Here is an 18884-nt window from a genome sequence, read left to right as displayed (position 1 = left end):
ACGTTGGTCAACGCGTCCGGCGCGTCCGGTCAACAGACATCGATCAACGCGTCCGGCGAGTCCGCAGGAAGTCGCTGACGACGTATTCGCCCAGGCGGTCGGCGCCGGTGGAGAAGACCCGGCCGCCGTTGCGACGGCCGACCTCGTTCACGAACTCCTTCAGGCGCTCGTCGTCGGCGAGCATGAACACGTTGAGCGTCGCCCTGCGCCGGGTCATCTTGTCCACCTCGGAGAGTGTCAGCTCCAGCGTCTCCTGAGTGGGCGGCCACTCGAAGGCGGCCGAGCCGTTACGCCGCAGATGGGCGGTGGGCTCGCCGTCGGTGACCACGAGCACGACCGGCTCGAAGTCGGGATGGCGGTCCAGGTGGCGCCCGGCGATCAGCAGCGCATGGTGCAGGTTCGTACCCTGGACCATGTCCCATTCCAGCCCGGCCAGCTCGTCGGGCTGCAGGATGCGGGCGTAGTTGGAGAAGCCGATGATCTGCACCGAGTCCTGGGGGAACTTCGAGGCGACCAGCGCCTGCAGGGCCATCGCGGTCTGCTTGGCCGCGGCCCAGGTGCCCCGCAGGGCCATCGAGTAGGACAGGTCCACCAGCAGGCACACCGCGGCGGCCGTACGGCTCTCGGTCTCGGCCACCTCGAAGTCGTCGACCGACAGGGTCACCGTTCCGGTGTTCCCGCCGCGCCGTACGCCGTTGACCACCGTGCGGACCACGTCGATGGGCTGCTCGTCGCCGAACCGCCAGGGCCGGGAGGACCCGGTGAGCTCCCCCGCGGAGCCCGCGTCGACCTGGTCGTGGTCTCCGCGGCGGCCCGCGTCGAGGGAGGCGAAGACGCGGCGCAGCGCCGTCTCGCCGAGGCGGCGGACGGCCTTGGGGGTGAGCTCCAGCTTGCCGCGCTGGCGGCGGAGGTAGCCCTGCTGCTCCAGCTCACGCTCGATCTGCTTGAGCGCCTCCAGGTCGTCGACGGCCGAGCGGCCCAGGGCGCGCCGGATCGCGTCCTCGTCGATGTCGTCCATCCGGGCGCCGGGATAGTCCTGGCGGAGCGCGGCCTCCAGCTGGGTCAGGTCGGCGAGCTCGTCCAGGGCGGTCACCGCGTCGCCCATCCCCATCGGCTCCTCGCCGCCCATCCGCTCCGGGGTGTTCCAGGCGAGGTCGGGACGGCGGGAGTAGAGGGACTCGCCGAGGCGCTGCATCTGCTCGGCCAGCCCGGCATCCTGCAGGGTCTGGTTGATCAGCTCCTCAAGCTCCTCGCGCTGGGCGGGGGTCAGTGAGGCCAGCAGACGCTGGGTGGCCGCGGCCCGGCGGGCGAGGGTGTCGACCAGCTCCTCCAGGTTCCGCGGCGACTCCGGGAACATGTCTCCATATTTCGACATGAACTGGTCGAAGTCATCCTGGGTGTGCTCGCCACGCGCGTCCCGGTCGAGCATGTCGTTCAGCTCGGACATCATCTCCCTGACCCGCTCCATCGCGGCCGGGTCGGGATTGGCCAGAGACTGCTTCATGCCGCGGAACTGGCTGTCGAGCACCTCCCTTCGCAGCAGGTCGCGCAGCTCCTCGAAGGTCTGCCGGGCGGCGGCCGAGCGCCACTGGTAGTTGTTCAGCTCCTGGATCGCGCTCGCCGTGTCGTCGGGAAGACCGGCCAGCTCCGACTCACGCAGCCGGGCGTCGTCGGAGGGGTCGGGGAACAGCTCCGCCCGCTCCTGGCCGATCGCCTTGTCCAGCAGGGCCCTGGCTCGTTCCAGGGTCCCGTCGAGGCGGCCACGCTCGCGCAGCTCGCGCCGGCGTCGCCGTACCTCGCGGAGCAGGTCGTCCAGCCCACGCCGGTCCTGCGCGCCGGGCAGGCCCTCCTTGAGCAGATCACGCAGGGCGTGGCTGGGGTTGGAGCCCGACAGGATGGAGTCGCCCATCTTGTCGAGCGCCGAACGCACGTCGTACGGCGGGGCGAGCGGGTCGGGCCCGTCCCGGTATTGGCCATAGCGATAGCTCATGCAGACACCTCAGGTGCGGTAGACCGCCGTGCCGTCCACCTCGTCCTTGGACAGCCGGCGCAGGAGGTAGAGCCCCTCCAGGGCGAACTCCAGAGCGGCGGCGGCGTGTCCCGGGGACTCGTCGCCGATGCCGAGCTGCGACATGATCTTGGCCAGGCCGGGCACCGGGCCGATCCTGCGGAGCAGCTCCGCGGCCGGGATCATGGCGCCCGACTCGACCTGGACGCCCTCGGAGAACCTGTCCAGCAGCGCGGTCAGATCCGTGCCGCCGAGCGTGCCCCTGAACGTCTCGGCCACGGCCCTGCGGAGCAGGTGGGCGAGGACGTCGGTCTCCCGGCCCTCCTCGCTGACCTCGAACTCCACCTTGCCGCGCAGCGTGTGCACGATTCCCGGGAGGTCGGCCACCCGGGCCACCGCGTGTTCCTCGCCGGTCAGGGCCGCACGCCGTACGGCGGAGGCGGCCGCGGTCTCGGCGGCGGCGATGGAGAAGCGGGCCGACACGCCGGACCGCGCGTCGACCGCGGTGGACTCGCGGACGAGCCGGGTGAAGCGGGCGATCACCTCGATCAGGTGGTCGGGGACGTCGGCTCCCACATCCTCGAGCGCGGCCTCCTGGCGGATGAGGACGAGCTCGCTCTCGATCGAGAGGGGGTAGTGGGTGCGGATCTCGGCGCCGAACCGGTCCTTGAGCGGGGTGATGATCCGGCCGCGGTTGGTGTAGTCCTCGGGGTTGGCGCTGGCGATCAGCAGGATGTCCAGCGGCAGGCGCAGGTTGTATCCCCTGACCTGGATGTCGCGCTCCTCCAGCACGTTGAGCAGCGACACCTGGATCCGCTCGGCCAGGTCGGGCAGCTCGTTGACGGAGAACACGCCCCGGTTGCTTCTCGGAACAAGGCCGTAGTGGACGGTTTCCGGGTCGCCGAGCGTGCGTCCTTCGGCGATCTTGATCGGGTCGATGTCGCCGATCAGGTCGCCGACGGAGGTGTCGGGCGTGGCGAGCTTCTCGCCGTACCGCTCGTCCCGGTGCTTCCAGGAGATCGGCAGCTCCTCGCCGGTCTCACCGGCCAGGCGGCGACAGCGGACGCACGAGGGTTCGTAGGGATGGTCGTTGATCTCACAGCCGGCGACGACCGGGGTCCACTCGTCCAGGAGGGTCGTGATGGTGCGGATGAGCCTGGTCTTGCCCTGGCCGCGCTCGCCGAGCAGGACCAGGTCATGCCCGGCCAGCAGCGCTCGCTCAAGGTAGGGCAGGACGGTGTCGTCGAAGCCTATGATGCCGGGGAACCGCGGCTCTCCGGCCCGCAGACGGGCCAGGAGGTTCTCGCGGATCTCGGCCTTTACCGTACGGTGAATATGGCCGCTCGCGCGGAGCTCGCGCAGAGTACGTGGCTCTGGGATTTGAGGCACGGGATCGAGCCTACGTCCCCAACGCCCGATCCGGCACTCTCATCCCACTTTCGGATCTTGACTATTGGGTGACGGTCGGCGTGCGTGCTTGTCCCCGCAGTGGGGAGAATCGTTCCAAGGCAAGGCTTCGGGCAGGCCCTCGGATCCACATTTCGGGTATGTCTCGGTGGGCGGGCTGCGGACGGAAATTCAGGACAAACTTCGGGTAAGGCTCCGTTCGAGGGATCTGAGCAAGATCCCGGACGGGGACTCGGGCAGAGGAAGAGAGGCGAGACGAATGGCGTTGATGACGAGTCGTTTCGCCGATGGCCTGGCGGTGGGATCCGACCTGGTCGCCACGGCCGAGACCGCGGTGCGCCAAGCCTTGTCCGGCCTGTCCGGACCCGCTGACCTGCTCTGCTTCTTCATCTGCGGGGATGATCCCGACGACGTCTGCCGCGCGGGCCTGCGGGCGATGCGGATGGCGCCCAGGGCCGCGGTTCTCGGCTGCAGCGCCACGGGAGTGATCGGTGACGGGCAGGGAGTCGAGGTCACCCCCTCCGTGAGCGCCTGGGCCGCCACCCTGGACGGCGCCCGGCTGACGACCTTCGCACTCGACACCCTCCGGGCCGATGACCGCTTCGTCGTGGTCGGCCTGCCCGAGCGCCACCCCGACGACCAGGCGGCCATCCTGCTCGCCGATCCCTACAGTTTTCCCACCGACGGCTTCGTCGAGCGCTCCGAGGAGGTGCTGGGAGACCTTCCGCTGATCGGAGGCCTGGCCAACGCGATCCAGGGCCGGGGCGCGGTCCGGCTGTTCGCCGACGGGGAGATCTACTCCGAGGGAGCCGTCGGGGTGCTGCTCAGTGGCCCCGTCAACGTCAGCACCGTGGTCAGCCAGGGCTGCCGCCCGATCGGCCCGACGATGGCCGTCACCGAGGTCGAGGACAACCTGCTCCTGGAGCTCGCGGGCCAGCCGGCCCTGGCGCGGCTTGAGGAGATCGTCAGCGCGCTGGACGAGGACGACCGCGACCTGGTCGCCTCGGGGCTGCAGATCGGCATCGCCATGAACGAGTACGCCGAGCGGCACGAGCGCGGAGACTTCCTGATCCGGGGCGTGATCGGGATCGATCCCGAGCGGGAGGCCGTGGCCATCGGCGATGTCGTCGAGGTGGGCCGTACCGTCCGCTTCCAGGTCCGCGACGCCGCCACCGCCGACGAGGACCTGTACGAGCTGCTCGACGCGCACCGCGAGGAGTTCGGCAGGGTGGACGGCGCGCTGCTGTTCTCCTGCAACGGCCGGGGCTCGGCCATGTTCGGCAGCGCCGACCACGATGCCGTCGCCGTCCGGGACACGCTCGGCCCCATCGGCGTGGCCGGGTTCTTCGCGGCCGGCGAGGTGGGGCCCGTGGGCGGCCACAACCACGTGCACGGCTTCACCGCCTCCGTGCTCGTCTTCTCCTCCGGCACACCCGCCGACGGCCCCTGATCCCGCTGAGGCTTGGCCGCGCCTGCTGTTTCAGCAAGGCGCTTCGGCTGGATCGGCGACCGGTTCGGCGTCTCCTGGCAGCTGGACCTCGCCTGATTCGCTCGAAGGCCGAGGTCTGCTTCGCGTGGGGGTGTTCGGCGCCGGCATCGTGCGGCGGAACCGAGGGCACGATCGCGGCCGGATGATAACCGCGTCGGCACCGGGCCTCACGCGACTGAGACGGGTAACGCCCTCGCGGGTAATCTCCGTCTTGGCGGCGACGGGATGGCGGTGGTCTTCTCACCGTCGGGTGAGGGGGCCGCCGTTTCTTGGATGGTGAGAACCGGACGGTTGGAACTGGTCGAATCGACCGTTTTTAATGCCGTTGACGAAGGCATTCCATTCGGTGGGGACGAAGAGCAGTTTGGGGCCGTCGGGGTCTTTGCTGTCGCGGACCGCGATCACGCCCGGAAGATTGTCGGCGACCTCGACGCACTGTCCGCCATTCCCGCCGGAGCGAGAGGACTTTCGCCATACGGCGGCGCTCAGGTCCATTCCTGTTTCGCTTCCTCGATCATTCGGAGTGATGCGTGTTCAGGATAGGCCCAGAGTCGTATCGCTTCATAGCGGTTCCAGACGGAGGTCACGAGATCGCGGTCGGACGAGATCTGGCCTTCGGCCGAGGAGTCCGCGTGAATGGTGTCCGGCCTCCCGTCGGGAAGTTTGGCAATCATGAAGGCGCCCAGCATTCCGGGCAGGCATTCTGGAGCGACGAGCTGGATGGAGACGGCGGGTCGTGAGGCGACCTCGAGCAGATAATCAAGCTGTTCTCGCATCACCGCGCCGCCTCCGACCGAACGGCGCAGCACGCACGCGTTGATGAGAGCCAGAAACGACGGAGGATCGTTCTTGTCGAGGATCCGCCGGCGCCGTATGCGGGCCTGAACGCGGTCCTCCACCTCTTCCGGAGTGATCCGAGGCTCCAGGGCGAAGACCTGCCGGGCGTAGGACTCGGTCTGGAACAGTCCTGGGATCAGGAGGGGATCCCAGGACCGGAGGACGAGGGCGGTGGGCTCGATCTCCTCGACCCAGCTCATGAACCACCCGGGCGCGCTCGGGCGAGACGTGATGCGCCGGTGCAACCCCGAGAAGTGCCCGCTGTCGGTCAACCCGAAGATCTGGTCCAGTTTCTCCGCGTCGTACTTCGACGGAGTCCGTTTTGCGACCTCCAGGCGGCTCACCTGCGTCTGCGTGCACCCCAGGCGTGCGGCCACGGCGGCCTGCGACAGCTGCGCGGCCTCGCGCAGGCGGCGCATCTCGGCACCGAAGCGCACGCGGGGAGACCCGGGGCCAGAGGAGGACTCAGTGCCCATCGCAACCTCCACGAATTGGGGGAAAAGGGGGCCTTCGACAGAGCGCTTATACCGGACCCAGGTCAGGAAAAACCGGCGGCCGTCATTATCTGGACTTGTTTGAGCTGGAAATCCGGTTGCGGACTCTCCGAGCTTAGGGGCAATCCAGAAAAGAGTCCATAACTCTTAGTGAGGATGGCTTCACCCGGGGTTTATCGCACATGTGTCGTGGTGAGGATCGCACGACCGGCATGGCGATTTTTCACACCTCGGCCGTACGCGTGGGAGGAGCCCGGAGGGGCTGGACTACGGCAATGTGTAAGGGGTGGGAGTGGTTCATTCACCCGGTATGGCCGGCGTGAGATCTACGTGGCGGACTTGAGCGTGACCGCCGGCCTTCCGGAGAGGATCTCGTCGTGCTGATTCGGCGGGTGAAGGGTCCGTTGAAAGTAAGAGACGGCCGTATGCCGTCGATTGGCTCTTCTCCTGGACCCGGAGCCGGGCCGGCGAGTGCGGACGCCCGAAGCCGATGCGTTTCGGCGTATCCGTGAGGCGGCGCAATGAAATGACGGGCCCGCTGGACCACGTCGATTATATGGATTTGACCACCCGTCCGACCGTGCCGTCGTTCGCGGGCTCGGGGAGCGTATGCCGATGGAACGGGACATGCGGGAAATGGAAATCATCGCTGACCCGTCATGGTCGATTTGGTAGGTAACGCCCTCATGGGGGCGAGTGATGAAGTGTCTGCTTTTGTTGGCGAGGGTGGCGGCTCCGTTCACCGCAGGGCGTCGACGGGCTCCATGCGGGCTGCGCGGAGGGCCGGGTAGAGGCCCGCGAGAAGGCCTACCAGGGCACCGGCGACGGGGGCCGCCAGGGCCAGACGGGTGTCGAGGACGGGAGTCCATTCCCGGATGGCGGAGACGGCCACGACGGAGACCAGGCCGAGACCGGCGCCGATCACGCCGCCGCTCATACCGATCAACGTGGACTCCAGCAGAAACTGGGCGGCTATGTGGCGGCGGGCGGCGCCCAGGGAGCGGCGCAGGCCGATCTCGGCGATGCGCTCCATCACGGTGACCAGCGTGACGTTGGCGATGCCCACCGCGCCGACCACCAGGGAGACCAGGCCGAGGATCAGGAACAGGCCGTTGACGTCGTCCTGGACGCCGTCGCGGGCGCGTTTGGGGCTGGGCGGGGCGATGACCTGGAGTTCGCCGGGATGGTTGGGGCTCAGCGCGACGGGGGCCTGCCCAGCGATCAGCTCGGCGGCGCCCAGCGTGGTGTTGACCAGGACACGGGTGACGTTCTTCAGGCCGAAGTCGGCGCCGATCGTGGAGGGCACGATCACTGCGGTGGACAGGATCTGTTCGCGGCGCAGATCGCCGAGGATACCGATCACGGTGTAGGCGCGGTCGCCGATGAACACGGCGGGGGCGTTCGCGAGGCGGGTGACGCCGAGCATCCTGGCGGCCTGCTCGCCAAGGACCACCACGCGGTCGCGGCGCCCGATGTGACCGGCGTCGAAGAAACGGCCCCCGGTCATCCGGCCGTGGACCGCTCGCGGGAGTTCGGGCCCGGTGGCCACCACGGCCAGGGTCTGGCCGGTAACCCTGGTGGGGTCCACCAGGGTATTGGAGGTGACCTGGAGGTTGGAGCTTGTGTCGGTCTGGGCGAGCGCGACGGCCGAGACGACCCCGCGCAGCCGGGTGAGGGAGGCTGGGGATTCCCAGGTGACCAGCGGGTCGGGTCTGCCGGGCACCTCGACGGTGATCGCGGTGGCGGTGAGCTCGTCGAACCGTCCGACGATCTGGTTTCCGGCGGTGGCGGCGACGCCCAGGGTGATGACCAGGGTGGCGATGCCGAGGACGGTGCCGAGCGTGGTCAGGGCGGAGCGAACCGGGCGGGCGAGTATGCCCGCCAGGGCCTCGGACCAGAGATCGCGGATGTCCACGGTCACATCCCTTCGGGAGAGCGGGCAGGGCGGTTCGCCCGGCAGGTGAGAGAGCGAACGGGCGCACCACATAGGACATGGGGACGTACGGGACAGAAGTGGTGCCGCGTGGGATGTGAGTGCGCAGGAGGGCGGCACCGCATGTGACGTGGGGTGCGTGTCACTCCTCGGTGAGGACGCCGTCGCTGATGCGGACCCGCCGGTTTGCGCGGGCGCTCACCGCGTCCTCGTGGGTGATGACCAGGAGCGTGAGGCCCTGGTCGCGCAGGCCGTCGAACAGGTCGAGCACCGCTCCGGTGTTCCTGCTGTCGAGGTTGCCGGTGGGCTCGTCACACAGCAGCAGCGACGGCCCGCCCATCAGCGCGCGGGCGATGGCTACACGCTGGCGCTCGCCGCCGGACAGGCGGCCGGGCATGAAGTCGACTCGATGGCTCATGCCGACCTTCTCCAGCATCTCCTCGGCACGCCTGCGGCAGCCCCGGCGACCGTACCCGCCGATGGCCGCGCCTGGGGGTTCGTTCCTCGCTCTCTCACCCCCGGCTCCGCCGCGCGGGTTGGTGGTCGCGCTCGCTCGGGTGCTCGTTGGCTCGTTCCTCGCTCTCTCACCCCCGGCTCCGCCGCTCCGGCCGTACATTTCGGCGAGCATGACGTTCTCCGCCACGGTCCGGTGGTCGAGCAGGTGGAAGGACTGGTAGACGAAGCCGATCCGGTGCCCCCGAAGCCTGGTCCTGGCGCCGTCCTTCAGCGTGGTCGTCTCGATCCCGTCCAGCAGGTAGGAGCCCGAGGTGGGGCGGTCGAGCAGGCCTAACGTGTTGAGCAGGGTGGACTTCCCGGACCCCGAGGGGCCCACGATGGCCATATAGTCCCCCCGCTCAACACGTAGGCGGATCTTGGAGAGCGCGTGCACGGGCGGATCCGCGGGGAACACCCGGCTGACGTCGTTCAGGTGGATGACGAGGTTCACAGTTCATTACCGTTCATGGCCACTTACCGTTCCCGGCGCGCCGTGGATGGGTTTCGCCGCTTGGGGGAGCCGTTTCCTCAGGCACCGCTCACCACTACCCGATCGCCCTCCTTCAGCGTGCCTGGCTTCACGGGCGTCACCTCCACGGTGCCGTCGGCGGTGAGGCCGGTCCTGACCTCCACGTCGCCGGTCTTGTCGCCGCCGGGTAGTTCCACCTGGACACGGGGCCGGCCGTCGGCCGAGGTGACGACCGCGGCCACCGGAACGGTGAGCACGGCATTATCGGTGGCTCCGACAGAGATCTTCACGGTGACCGGCGCGCCGACCAGCTCCCGCAGGCCCTTGACGACCGTCGGGGTGAGCAGCACCGGTACCGAGTCCAGCTTCTCGTCGGCGACCCCGGCGGCCCCGGCGCCTTCGGTCTTTCCATCGGCCTCGGCGGGTCTGGCCGCGTCGCCGGTCGCGCTCAGCACCGCCGGGAACCGCGTCTCGTCAGCCGTCTCCAGCGTGGCCTTCATGCCTCTGCGCAGAAGCTTGGCCTCCCTGCTCTCCACCGAACCGGTCACCGCGAAGGCCGCGCTGGTCACCGTGGCGACCTCGCCCTCGACGGCGTCGCCGGGCTTCACCCCGACCTTGTCCAGCCGGGCGGGCAACGAGGGAAGGAAGACGATCTCGCCGGGTGGGACGCCGATGCCGTACGTCTTCAGGTATTCGGCCAGGATCGCTCTGGCGCTCGCCACGTTTTTGCCGCCGTTGGTGACCTTCAGCCGGAGCGGGGAGTTCTGGCGGGCCTGGCGCAGCGCCTGCTCGGCGACGGCCACGGTCTCCCGGCCCAGCCGTACGGCCCTGCGCAGTTCCCCAAGGCGTTTCTCCTTGCCCGCGCTCGCCTGGTCCGCGAAATCGGACAGGGTGGTACGCGCGGATTCCAGGTTCTGCCGGGCATTGGAGACCCTCAGCTCCAGCAGTCGCCTGTCCTCCGATTCGGCCGTGGGAGGAGTCGCCTCGGGCCCGGGCGTGGGAGGAGTCGCCTCGGGTTTGGCCGTGGGCAGGGTCTGCGGAGACCTGGCCGCGGTGAGGGCCTGCTCGGCGGCGAGCACCTCCTCCTCTCCGGTCCGTACGGCTCGGCGCAGGTCCTCCAGCTGGCGCGTCTCCTCGGGGGTGAGGTCTGCGGAGTCCTCTTCCTCCAGCGCGTCCTCTGCGGCTCGCAGGTCCTCGCGGGCGTTGCCGAGTTTGAGTTTCAGCGGCAGGACGTCACGTCCAGCCTCGAGAGCCTTGCGGTCGGTGAGCAGGGTCTCCTCGGCGGTCTGTACGGCCTGGCGCAGCTGCTCCCTGGTCTGTTTGGCGGTGAGGTCGGGTTCCTGCGCCGCGTATCCCCGCTTGGCGTACCAGCGCTGGACGGCGGACGTGGTCGCGGAGTCGAAGACACCGGTGCCCGGCGCGCCGAACCCGAGGCGGCGCAGCGCCGCCTGGAGCTGCCTGACGTCGGCGCCGGTGGCGCCGGGGGTCATGGTCCTGTGCATGGGAACCTTGCCGCGCAGGGCGAACACCGGGCGGCCGTTGACCTCCATCAGCACCGAGCCCTCGGCGATCCTGCCGGGGTGCGGAGCCCGGGTGACCCGCTGAGCCTCGGCGGCGCCGCCCACCACCCCGGCGAGGGCGACAGGAAACGGTGAGCCGTACGCCAGGGTGCCGCTGACGGCGACCGTGCTGGTGAGCTTCCGCCGTACGACGGGAGAGGTGATCAGCGACGGCTTGGGCGGCTGCCGGAGCGCGGCCTCGTCGGCGGGGGAACGCAGCCGCGTGCCGACCGCCCACCCGCCGCCGGCGATCAGGACGACCCCGGCCACGAGGCCGCCCAGCACGCGATGCCTCGACGTCACCACGGCCGTTCCGCTCCGAGCGCCGCAGCGTGTTTCGCGACGTCGGCCCGGCGTAGTGGCCGAAGGTGTTTCGCGACGTCGGCCCGGCGTAATGGTCGAACGTGTTTCACGACGTCAGTCCGGCGTGGTAGCCGAACTCCCGGTCGATCCTGTCGCGGATCTGCCGTTCCCTGGGCTGGAACGCGGCGTAGAAGTCCTTGCCGCATTCCAGGTCATCCAGCGCGGCCTTGATCTCCCCGGCGAGGTACGGCCTGGCCTCGTCAGGCGTCAGGCTGGGCAGGAACACGCTCTCACCGGGGGCGTTTTTCTCGCCGCCCGGCTCTGTGACGGAGATCTTCCTGAGGGCGGCGGGGTCGGTACCCCTGTCGAGCAGCTGCTTGTCGCCGAGAGCGGACATCTCCACCCGGATGGCAGCCTCGCTCGCGTCGCCGACCGCGGTGGGTTTGAGCGAGCGGACCCTGACGCCCTTGGTCTTGAGGCAGTCGCCGAATCTCCCGGCCAGGTCCAGAAGCCGCGCGTCGCCGTCGAGCTCCCGGCTCTCCGCCTGTTCGAGCATCGTGTGGGCCTGCATGGACAGATCGATCTCCGAGCTCACGGTCCTGCCGGTGAGTTTTTTGACGGCCGCCGAGTAGCAGGTGTCTCGGGTGGTCCGCCAGGACGCCAGCTGAGTCGAGGAGAGCGCCATCATGATCGGATTGTTCGGGTCCTGGTCGGAGAAGTTCATGCCCCCGGCCGGCCTGTACTCCGGATACACGTATCCGGAGTACAGGCCGAAGCCGTACTTCTCCCGCTGTTCTCTCACCGACCGGTAGTCGCCCGTCTCCCGCTTGACCTCCTCGTCGGTCTTCTGGTCCGACGGCAGGCTCGGGTTGTACTTGAAGCCCTTCCGCTTCATGCAGTCCCCGATCGCCGCCTCCGTCTGACGGCGTATGCCCTGCGGATCGGCGGTCGCGGGGGCTTTTCCGGCGGCGGGTGCCCCGGACACCGAATTCCCACCGCAACCGGACAGCACGGCCAGGGCCAGGACGGCTGCGGGCATGACTGCGAGAACTCGTGGCATGGTGCGACCTCGTTTCGCTGTGTGGGCGTGTGCGAGAGGCGATGGCACCGCCCGCGGCGGGAAGGGATTCTCCGTGGGGGTGGAGGCGAACGTGCTGTTTCGCGCGGTACGGCGCGACCTTCGGCGGAACGCTTCCGGGCTGCGGTGTCCGGATCCGCTGCGAATCTTCACCTCTCCGGTCTCAATACGGCAGCAGACCGTCTTTCCGGCCGAACCCATTCCAGGTTTCTTCCAGGAGCTTCGAGTCCCGGGGCCGGAACGCGGCGTAGAAATCCTTGCCGCATTCCAGGTCGTCGAGCGCGGCCTTGATCTCCTTGGCCAGGTGCGGCCTCGCCTCGCCGGGCGGCATCCGCACGGCTTCAACGGTCTGCGCCTCGCCCGATTTCATGCGTTTGACCATGTTGGCGGTGCGCTCTTCTTCGAAGAGGAGCCCGGTGCTGAATGCCATCGCGGTGGGCTTGAGCGAGGCCACCGGGTAACCCTCGCTCTTGAGGCAGTCGCCGAAGTCACCGGCCAGTTCGACCAGCCGGGGGTCGCCATCGAGCCGGCGCTCCTTGGTCTTTACGTAGAGGTTGTCCGCCTGCGCGTAGACGTCGTCCATGGAGGAGGCCTTCTTGCCGGTGAGCGTGGTGAACGCCGCCGCATAGCAGGCGTTGTCGGCGGCGGTCCAGGCGTTGTACTGGGTCTTGGAGAGCGACTGCGCCAGCTCCATGTTGGGGTCGGAAATGGGATCCGGGATGCCCTCCTCAGGATCGTCTGGATAGGCGAAGGTGAAGTAAACCCCGAAGCCGTGCTTCTCGCGATATTTGAGCATCGCCGGGTAGTCGCCGCTTATCTCAAGGCGGCGCTCCTCGCTTATCGTCTGCAGTGGGGCGGGGACGTTCGGGACGTACTTGAAGCCCTTCTGTTTCATGCAGTCGGCGCGCATCGCCTCCATCTGGCGGCGTTTTCCGTGTGAATCGGTGGCAGGGGACGCCTTCCCGGCGGCGGGCGCGGCGGGTGGCGCCGACTCCGCGCCGCAACCGGCCAGTAGGGCCAGCGACAGGGTGGCGGCGGGCATGACTGTGAGAACTCGTGGCATGGGGTGACTCCGTTTCGGCATGCGGGCATGGTCAGGAGGCAGCGGCTGCCGCCCGCGATTCGATCGGGCAGGTTAGAGAAGGACGTGTCGTTTCGCGCGGTACGGCACGATCACGGCCAGCGCCGTCAGGAAGACGAGCAGGGCCAGGTGCGCCACGTCCTGGCTGGATTGGGCGCCGAGGTTTTCGGCGTAGACGGCGCAGACCGGGATGAGATAGATGACCGCGGCCATGGCCCAGCGCGGGTCGCGGGCCACGTGGCCGGCCCAGATCGCGAGGGCGAGGATCCCGATTTCCACGGCGACCCTGGCCGCTGCGAGGGGGCCGGGCCCGCCCGTGAAGTCGAGCCCGGCAGGGTCGGCACCGGCGAGTGCCGGGATCGCCGCCCACCACAGCCACGACCGAGCCCCGATGGACCGGGGCTCGCGGGCGGCCAGCGCCAGCAGACCCAGCACGATCAGTGTGTAACCGATCATCGGCGCCACCGGGCCGCCGCCCCCGTAGAGTGCCCCGCCGCCCCAGATCGGGTCGGGATAGACCGGTAGCAGTGTCACGTCCAGCCAGGTGCGGCCGAGCGTGATCGAGCAGACCTTGACCGCGACCAGCACCGTCACCGGCAGCGCCGTACGCACCCACCCACGCATGATCAGGACGACGGCGAGTGCCGACAGCCCCACCCAGAGCGGAATGGCGGTCGCGTACGGCACCAGCATCGCCAGTTGGGCGACCGACAACGCCAGGACTCCGAGGTGAACCCCGTCGACCCAGGCGGGCCTCTCCGTCGCGTAGGTCACTCTCGTCCGCAGCCCGCCGACGATCAGCGCGAAGGACTCCCGGGCCGAGGGCAGGGTGCGCCCCGGCTCGGCGGTGTCGAGCAGGGTGGCGATCAGCTCGCCGCCGTATCCGGACCGGTAGCTGCGGGGGTATCCCAGCAGCAGCCGTCGATACCGTCGCTCCAGGACCCCCGCGCCCGCCCCCGTGGCGGTGCGCGAGTCCGTGGTGGCGTCCGAGCCGGTTCCGATGCTCGTCCCCGCGGGGGAGTTCGGGTCCGAACGCTCGCCCGTTCCTGCGCGAGCGTTCGGACCCGTGGTGACGCCCGCCCCTGCGGAGGCGGGCGAGTTCGTGGCGACGGTCATGAGAACGCCGATCCGAGACGGAGGACCCGGCTGGTCACGACCGACGCCGCCTGCTGCATGCGCAGGGCCTCGGCGGAGACCAGGTTCTGGCCCTCGTCGGTGAGGACGAAGTATCTCCTCGGCCGTCCCTCGACGATCTCCTCGCGGTCGACGGCGATCAGCCCGCCCGCCGCCAGCCGGTCGAGCGCGCCGTAGAGCGTGCCGACCGGGAGCCTGATCCGCTCTTCCGAGAGCTTCAGGGTCTGCTTGATGATGCCGTGCCCGTGAAGGGGGCCGTCGAGCAGTGAGGCGAGGATGAAGTAGGTCGGCTCGCTGACCGTGGTTGATCCTTTAGCCATGCGGAAGACCATACTTCGCCCGGCGAAGTATGGTCAAATTGTGCCTCCGAGGAGACCTTTCCCGCACCGATTGGGGAACCGCCCTGGGCGGCGGAGAACCCCGTCCGCATCGGCCGAGGCGGTTGCCTTGACGTGATCGAAGGGCTCGCCATCGACTCGGGCCGGTCAACCGGGGCGCGGCGCGGCACCTCAAGCCCCATTCAGGCCAGGGTCGTCAACCGGTCGAGAAGGGTCGGGAGACGCGTCCACACGGACCGAGGCGGTCACCTCGAAATCGAGGTGACCGCCTCGGTATGGCGCGGGACGCCGGGACTACCAGGTCGTCGGCTTGCTGGGGGTGAACAGCCAGGCGTCGAAGAGCTTGTCGAGCTGCTTGCCGGAGACCTTCTCCGCCAGCGCGATGAACTCCTCGGTCGTGACGTATCCGTACTTGTGGTCTGCGGTCCAGGTCTTCAGCAGCTTGAAGAACGCCGGGTCGCCGATCCGCTGCCTGAGCGCCTGGAGCGTCATGCCGCCGCGGGTGTAGACCGAGCTGTTGAAGAGGTCGTCGGGCCTGGCGTGACCCGCCGGGTATTTCCAGATGGGGTCGTCCGCCGGAGCGGCGTACTCCTTCTGGAACTGCTGCTCGGCGGTCTTGCCGCCGTTGTGCTCGGACCAGAGCCACTCGGCGTAGGTCGCGAAGCCCTCGTTGAGCCAGAGCTCCCTCCACCGCCTGATGGTCAGGCTGTCACCGAACCACTGGTGGGCCAGCTCGTGGGCGATGATCGCGCTGTCCGGAGTGAACCCGCCGTAGAGGGGCTTGGTCTGGTTCTCCAGGGCGTAGCCCGCGGAGAAGTCGTCGACCACGCCACCGGTGGAGGAGAACGGGTAGGGACCGAACACGGTGCTCCAGTAGTCGGTGACCTTCCCCGACTCCGTGTACAGATTGTCCAGCGTGTCGCGGAACTTCGGGTCCACGGCCGCCAGGTTCTTGATCCCCCCGGCGGTCTTGCCCTGGCGCAGCTCGAACTTGCCCAGCGTCATGGTGGCCAGGTAGCTCGCCATCGGGTTTTTCTCCTTCCAGAGGAAGGTCGTCTTGCCGTTGCCGGTCTTCGGCTCACCGACGAGCTCGCCGTTGGCCAGCGCGGTGGTCCCCTTGGGGACGGTGATCTCGAAGTCGTAGCGTGCCTTGTCCGCCGGGTGGTCGTTGCCGGGGAACCAGGTCCTGGCGCCGTTGGGCTCGCACGCGACGAAGGCGCCGTCCTTGGTCGGAATGAAACCGTAGGTGCCCAGGTTGGTGGAGTGCTGGACCGGCTTGGGCTCTCCGGCGTAGGAGACCTCGACCTTGAACGGGGTCTTGTCGGGGATGAACGCGGCCGGGGTCACGGTCAGCTCCTGCTTGGCCCGCTCGAACGTCGCGGGCTTGCCGTCCACGGTGATCTTGCTGACGTCGAAGCCGGCCAGATCCAGGTTGAAGCTGGACAGGTCCTGGGTGGACGTGGCCTCGATCCCGGCCACGCCGGAGAGGCGTTTGGTGGGCGGGTCGTAGTCGATCTTGAGCCGGTAGTGGGCGACGTCGTAGCCGCCGTTGCCGTCGGTCGGGAAGTCCGGATCGCCGATCCCCGGGGCGCCGGCCCTGCCCGCGTGTTGCGAGACGGAGCGCGTGCCGCCTGCGGGCACCGGGTTGTCGACGGCTGAGGCGGGGGCGCTTTCCCCGCTCGACGCCGAGCAGGCAACTGCCCCGAATGTGCCGAGAAGAGTAGCGGTTACCACGATAAGCCGACTGGACGCCATGTCCTGAAGCCCCCCTTTTTCTGGCCCGGGTCCCACCGAGCCGCATCGACGGCAGACTACGCGAACGGCCTCTGACCATCAGGTATCTACGACAAGCGTCTTGGCGACTATGTCGTGGAGGGCTTGTTTGCGTTGGTTGAAAAGGATGAATGCCAGGTCAATCCAGCCCAGGCAACAGGTCGCGTACATCACCCACGACGCCGCCTCGCGGAGGGCTGCCTGCCCGACGCCGACCCTCTGCCCGCTGACGTCGGTCACTCGCAGGTGGAGAAGTTTCTTGCCGAGGGTCTGGCCGTTCCAGAAAGCGGTCAGCAGCCAGTAGTAGAGGAAACCGACAAGGGCCGCGAGCAGGGTGTGCTGGATGGGGATCCGGACGAAGACGCCCGACTCGATGTCCAAGATAGTGCCGTATGTCCGGTAAGTGAACGGCGAGGAGATGAGGCTGACGATGATGATGTCGAGGATGCCCGCGAACAGGCGGCGCCAGCGCCCGCCCAGCCTGGCGGGCACCGGTCCGGGCAGACCGAAGCAGGGCCCCGGCCCGATCAGGCCGGGGCCCTGCTCCGGTGCGCCGTGGCCGGATGGGCCGGAGTCGCGCTCAGGTGCGGCGTAGCCGGGTGTTCCACCGCCGAACGTGCCGGGACCGGGCCCTTGGCGACCTTGGCCGGGTGGGGGATCGGGCGGAGGAGAGGGCGAGGGGTTCGATCGCGGCTCGTCCGGCGGTGGTGGTGATGCCATGTGACCTTGATCGCCATGTACCGGCCAGCCCAAAGTCAAGCGTTGTTAAAGACTCTCCATGAAATCCTGGTCAAAGGTTGCCGCGGAGGTCCTGCTCGCGCTCGATCGCCTCGAAGAGCGCCTTGAAGTTGCCCTTGCCGAAGCCGAGCGAGCCGTGCCGCTCGATGAGCTCGAAGAACACCGTGGGACGGTCCTGCACGGGCTTGGTGAAGATCTGCAGCAGGTAGCCGTCCTCGTCGCGGTCGACCAGGATCTTGCGCTTCTTCAGCTCCTCGATCGGCGCGCGGACCTCGCCGATCCGGCTACGAAGCTCCGGGTCGTCGTAGTAGGAGTCGGGCGTGTCCAGGAACCCCACCCCGGCCTCGCGCATGTGGTCGACGGTGCTCAGGATGTCGTTGGTCGCCAGCGCGATGTGCTGCACCCCGGGGCCGCCGTAGAACTCCAGGTACTCGTCGATCTGCGACTTCTTCTTGGAGATCGCCGGCTCGTTGAGCGGGAACTTCACCTTGCGGGTGCCGTCCGCGACCACCTTGGACATCAGCGCCGAGTACTCGGTGGCGATGTCGTCGCCGACGAACTCCGCCATGTTGGTGAAGCCCATGACCCGCTTGTAGAACTCCACCCACTCGTCCATCTTGCCGAGTTCCACGTTGCCGACGCAGTGGTCGATGGCCTGGAACAGACGGCCGTTGCGCACGTCGGGGGCCGGGACGAGAGGCTCCGCCGCGACGTAGCCGGGCAGGTAGGCGCCGCTGTAGGCGGACCGGTCGATCAGGGTGTGCCGGGTCTCGCCATAGGTCGCGATCGCCGCGGACATCACCTTGCCGTGGTCGTCTTCCAGCAGGTGCGGCTCTTCCAGGCCTTTGGCGCCCCGGGCGATCGCGTGGGCGTAGGCGGCCTCGACGTCGGGGACCTCGATGGCCAGATCGATCACACCGTCACCGTGCTCGATCACGTGGCGGGCGATCTCGGTGCCGGGCCGTACGGAACCACGGAACTCGAACCTGGCGCTGCCGGAGGTGAGGACGTACGCCACCTCGTCACGGCTGCCGTTCTCCGGCCCCCGGTAGGCCACGAGCCGCATGCCGAAAGCGCTGGAGTAGTAGTGGGCTGCCTGCTTGGCGTTGCCCACGGCGAAGACCACGGCGTCCATACCGTTCACAGGAAAGATGTCATTCATGTGGATACTGTCCGTTTTAATGGGCGCTTTGTGCAACAGCCACTAAAATGGGTAGACAATATGTACAGCTATTCGCGCGTATCATCGGGATGCCTGTACACCATGACAATTGATCAACTCGACGCCCGGCTCATCGCCCTTCTGGCCGCGGAGCCCAAACTCGGCGTGCTGGAGTGTTCGCGGCGGCTCGGCGTGGCCAGGGGGACGGTGCAGGCGCGTCTCGATCGGCTGGCCGCACGGAGAGTGATCACCGGCTTCGGTCCCGACGTCGACCCCGCGGCGCTCGGCTACGACGTGACCGCGTTCGTGACCCTGCAGATCCGGCAGCTCAGCGGGCACGAGCCGGTCGCCGACCAGCTCGCGGCCATCCCCGAGGTCCTGGAGGTGCACACGATCACCGGGGGTGACGACATGCACTGCCGGGTGGTGGCACGCAGCAATGCCGATCTGCAGCGGGTCATTGACCTGATCGTTGACGTGCACGGTGTTGTCAGGACCTCAACGGTGATAGCACTGGACACTCCCGTGCCATACCGGGTTCTGCCTTTGGTGGCCGATGTCCCACGCCAGGGGAGTGGCTAGCCGT

The 18884-nt window shown here is 68.4% G+C and carries 17 protein-coding genes; 3 read left to right on the top strand and 14 right to left on the bottom strand.

Features of this window, described 5'->3' with window-relative positions; all coding sequences use genetic code 11:
- Positions 1-43: 43 nt before the first annotated feature.
- Both DKM19_RS41420 and DKM19_RS41415 read right to left on the bottom strand, forming a co-directional pair.
- The gene (locus DKM19_RS41420; RefSeq protein WP_110703720.1) at positions 44-1990 is read right to left on the bottom strand and encodes a VWA domain-containing protein; all 1947 of its coding nucleotides are present in this window, start codon (positions 1988-1990) and stop codon (positions 44-46) included.
- Between the two features lie 9 nt (positions 1991-1999).
- Positions 2000-3397: a sigma 54-interacting transcriptional regulator gene (locus DKM19_RS41415; RefSeq protein ID WP_089210989.1), complete on the bottom strand. Its 1398-nt coding sequence runs from the start codon at positions 3395-3397 to the stop codon at positions 2000-2002.
- Positions 3398-3683: 286 nt separating this feature from the next.
- On the opposite strand from DKM19_RS41415, the gene DKM19_RS41410 reads away from it, so the two are divergent.
- Together DKM19_RS41410 and DKM19_RS53145 are read left to right on the top strand one after the other, a co-directional pair.
- Positions 3684-4865 carry an FIST N-terminal domain-containing protein gene (locus DKM19_RS41410; RefSeq protein WP_110706355.1) on the top strand — a complete coding sequence of 394 codons (1182 nt, stop codon included), beginning with the start codon at positions 3684-3686 and terminating at the stop codon, positions 4863-4865.
- A gap of 12 nt (positions 4866-4877) precedes the next feature.
- Positions 4878-4961 (top strand): VOC family protein, encoded by an 84-nt coding sequence (locus tag DKM19_RS53145; protein ID WP_110703718.1) that lies wholly within the window; start codon positions 4878-4880, stop codon positions 4959-4961.
- Between the two features lie 183 nt (positions 4962-5144).
- Here the strand turns inward: DKM19_RS53145 and DKM19_RS41400 are convergent, their stop codons facing one another.
- The 12 genes from DKM19_RS41400 to hppD all read right to left on the bottom strand — a co-directional run bounded on the left by DKM19_RS41400 (position 5145) and on the right by hppD (position 18271).
- A complete protein-coding gene (locus tag DKM19_RS41400) occupies positions 5145-5399 on the bottom strand; it encodes a DUF397 domain-containing protein (RefSeq protein WP_110703716.1) in 255 nt (84 codons plus the stop codon).
- On the bottom strand, positions 5390-6217 hold the full coding sequence (locus tag DKM19_RS41395) for a helix-turn-helix transcriptional regulator (RefSeq protein ID WP_110703714.1): 828 nt from the start codon (positions 6215-6217) through the stop codon (positions 5390-5392). The genes DKM19_RS41400 and DKM19_RS41395 overlap by 10 nt, the downstream gene beginning before the upstream one ends.
- 757 nt (positions 6218-6974) lie before the next feature.
- On the bottom strand, positions 6975-8150 hold the full coding sequence (locus DKM19_RS41390; RefSeq protein WP_110706354.1) for an ABC transporter permease: 1176 nt from the start codon (positions 8148-8150) through the stop codon (positions 6975-6977).
- Between the two features lie 160 nt (positions 8151-8310).
- Positions 8311-9114, bottom strand: coding sequence for an ABC transporter ATP-binding protein (locus tag DKM19_RS41385; protein WP_110703712.1), 804 nt, complete (start codon positions 9112-9114; stop codon positions 8311-8313).
- 77 nt (positions 9115-9191) lie between these two features.
- Positions 9192-10994, bottom strand: coding sequence for a peptidoglycan-binding protein (locus tag DKM19_RS41380; protein ID WP_239513874.1), 1803 nt, complete (start codon positions 10992-10994; stop codon positions 9192-9194).
- 106 nt (positions 10995-11100) lie between these two features.
- Entirely contained in the window at positions 11101-12054 is a 954-nt protein-coding gene (locus tag DKM19_RS41375; RefSeq protein ID WP_162642147.1) for a hypothetical protein, read from the bottom strand.
- 181 nt (positions 12055-12235) lie between these two features.
- Complete coding sequence (locus DKM19_RS41370) at positions 12236-13114, bottom strand: hypothetical protein (RefSeq protein ID WP_162642145.1); 879 nt, start codon at positions 13112-13114, stop codon at positions 12236-12238.
- 93 nt (positions 13115-13207) lie between these two features.
- Complete coding sequence (locus DKM19_RS41365; RefSeq protein WP_110703704.1) at positions 13208-14269, bottom strand: hypothetical protein; 1062 nt, start codon at positions 14267-14269, stop codon at positions 13208-13210.
- A complete protein-coding gene (locus tag DKM19_RS41360; protein WP_110706353.1) occupies positions 14266-14607 on the bottom strand; it encodes a PadR family transcriptional regulator in 342 nt (113 codons plus the stop codon). The genes DKM19_RS41365 and DKM19_RS41360 overlap by 4 nt, the downstream gene beginning before the upstream one ends.
- Before the next feature lie 312 nt (positions 14608-14919).
- A complete protein-coding gene (locus DKM19_RS41355; protein ID WP_239513873.1) occupies positions 14920-16266 on the bottom strand; it encodes a M1 family metallopeptidase in 1347 nt (448 codons plus the stop codon).
- A 192-nt stretch (positions 16267-16458) separates the two neighbouring features.
- Positions 16459-17118: an RDD family protein gene (locus DKM19_RS41350; RefSeq protein ID WP_110703701.1), complete on the bottom strand. Its 660-nt coding sequence runs from the start codon at positions 17116-17118 to the stop codon at positions 16459-16461.
- Between the two features lie 70 nt (positions 17119-17188).
- Positions 17189-18271 (bottom strand): 4-hydroxyphenylpyruvate dioxygenase, encoded by a 1083-nt coding sequence (gene hppD, locus DKM19_RS41345; RefSeq protein WP_369990719.1) that lies wholly within the window; start codon positions 18269-18271, stop codon positions 17189-17191.
- Positions 18272-18400: 129 nt separating this feature from the next.
- Here hppD and DKM19_RS41340 point away from each other — a divergent pair, with 129 nt between their 5' ends.
- Positions 18401-18880: an Lrp/AsnC family transcriptional regulator gene (locus DKM19_RS41340; RefSeq protein ID WP_089211000.1), complete on the top strand. Its 480-nt coding sequence runs from the start codon at positions 18401-18403 to the stop codon at positions 18878-18880.
- Positions 18881-18884: the final 4 nt, after the last annotated feature.

The sequence above is a fragment of the Streptosporangium sp. 'caverna' genome, from assembly GCF_003203775.1.
Taxonomy (GTDB): Bacteria; Actinomycetota; Actinomycetes; order Streptosporangiales; family Streptosporangiaceae; genus Streptosporangium; species Streptosporangium subroseum.
This window is presented reverse-complemented; position numbering and strand designations above follow the sequence as displayed.

Excerpts from the sequence above, each read along its gene's own strand:
- DKM19_RS41420 (WP_110703720.1), bottom strand. The coding sequence starts at position 1,990 with ATGAGCTATCGCTATGGCCAATACCGGGACGGGCCCGACCCGCTCGCC.
- DKM19_RS41410 (WP_110706355.1), top strand. The coding sequence starts at position 3,684 with ATGACGAGTCGTTTCGCCGATGGCCTGGCGGTGGGATCCGACCTGGTC.
- DKM19_RS41400 (WP_110703716.1), bottom strand. The coding sequence starts at position 5,399 with ATGGACCTGAGCGCCGCCGTATGGCGAAAGTCCTCTCGCTCCGGCGGG.
- DKM19_RS41395 (WP_110703714.1), bottom strand. The coding sequence starts at position 6,217 with ATGGGCACTGAGTCCTCCTCTGGCCCCGGGTCTCCCCGCGTGCGCTTC.
- DKM19_RS41375 (WP_162642147.1), bottom strand. The coding sequence starts at position 12,054 with ATGCCACGAGTTCTCGCAGTCATGCCCGCAGCCGTCCTGGCCCTGGCC.
- DKM19_RS41370 (WP_162642145.1), bottom strand. The coding sequence starts at position 13,114 with ATGCCCGCCGCCACCCTGTCGCTGGCCCTACTGGCCGGTTGCGGCGCG.
- DKM19_RS41365 (WP_110703704.1), bottom strand. The coding sequence starts at position 14,269 with ATGACCGTCGCCACGAACTCGCCCGCCTCCGCAGGGGCGGGCGTCACC.
- DKM19_RS41360 (WP_110706353.1), bottom strand. The coding sequence starts at position 14,607 with ATGGCTAAAGGATCAACCACGGTCAGCGAGCCGACCTACTTCATCCTC.
- DKM19_RS41350 (WP_110703701.1), bottom strand. The coding sequence starts at position 17,118 with ATGGCATCACCACCACCGCCGGACGAGCCGCGATCGAACCCCTCGCCC.
- hppD (WP_369990719.1), bottom strand. The coding sequence starts at position 18,271 with ATGGACGCCGTGGTCTTCGCCGTGGGCAACGCCAAGCAGGCAGCCCAC.
- DKM19_RS41340 (WP_089211000.1), top strand. The coding sequence starts at position 18,401 with ATGACAATTGATCAACTCGACGCCCGGCTCATCGCCCTTCTGGCCGCG.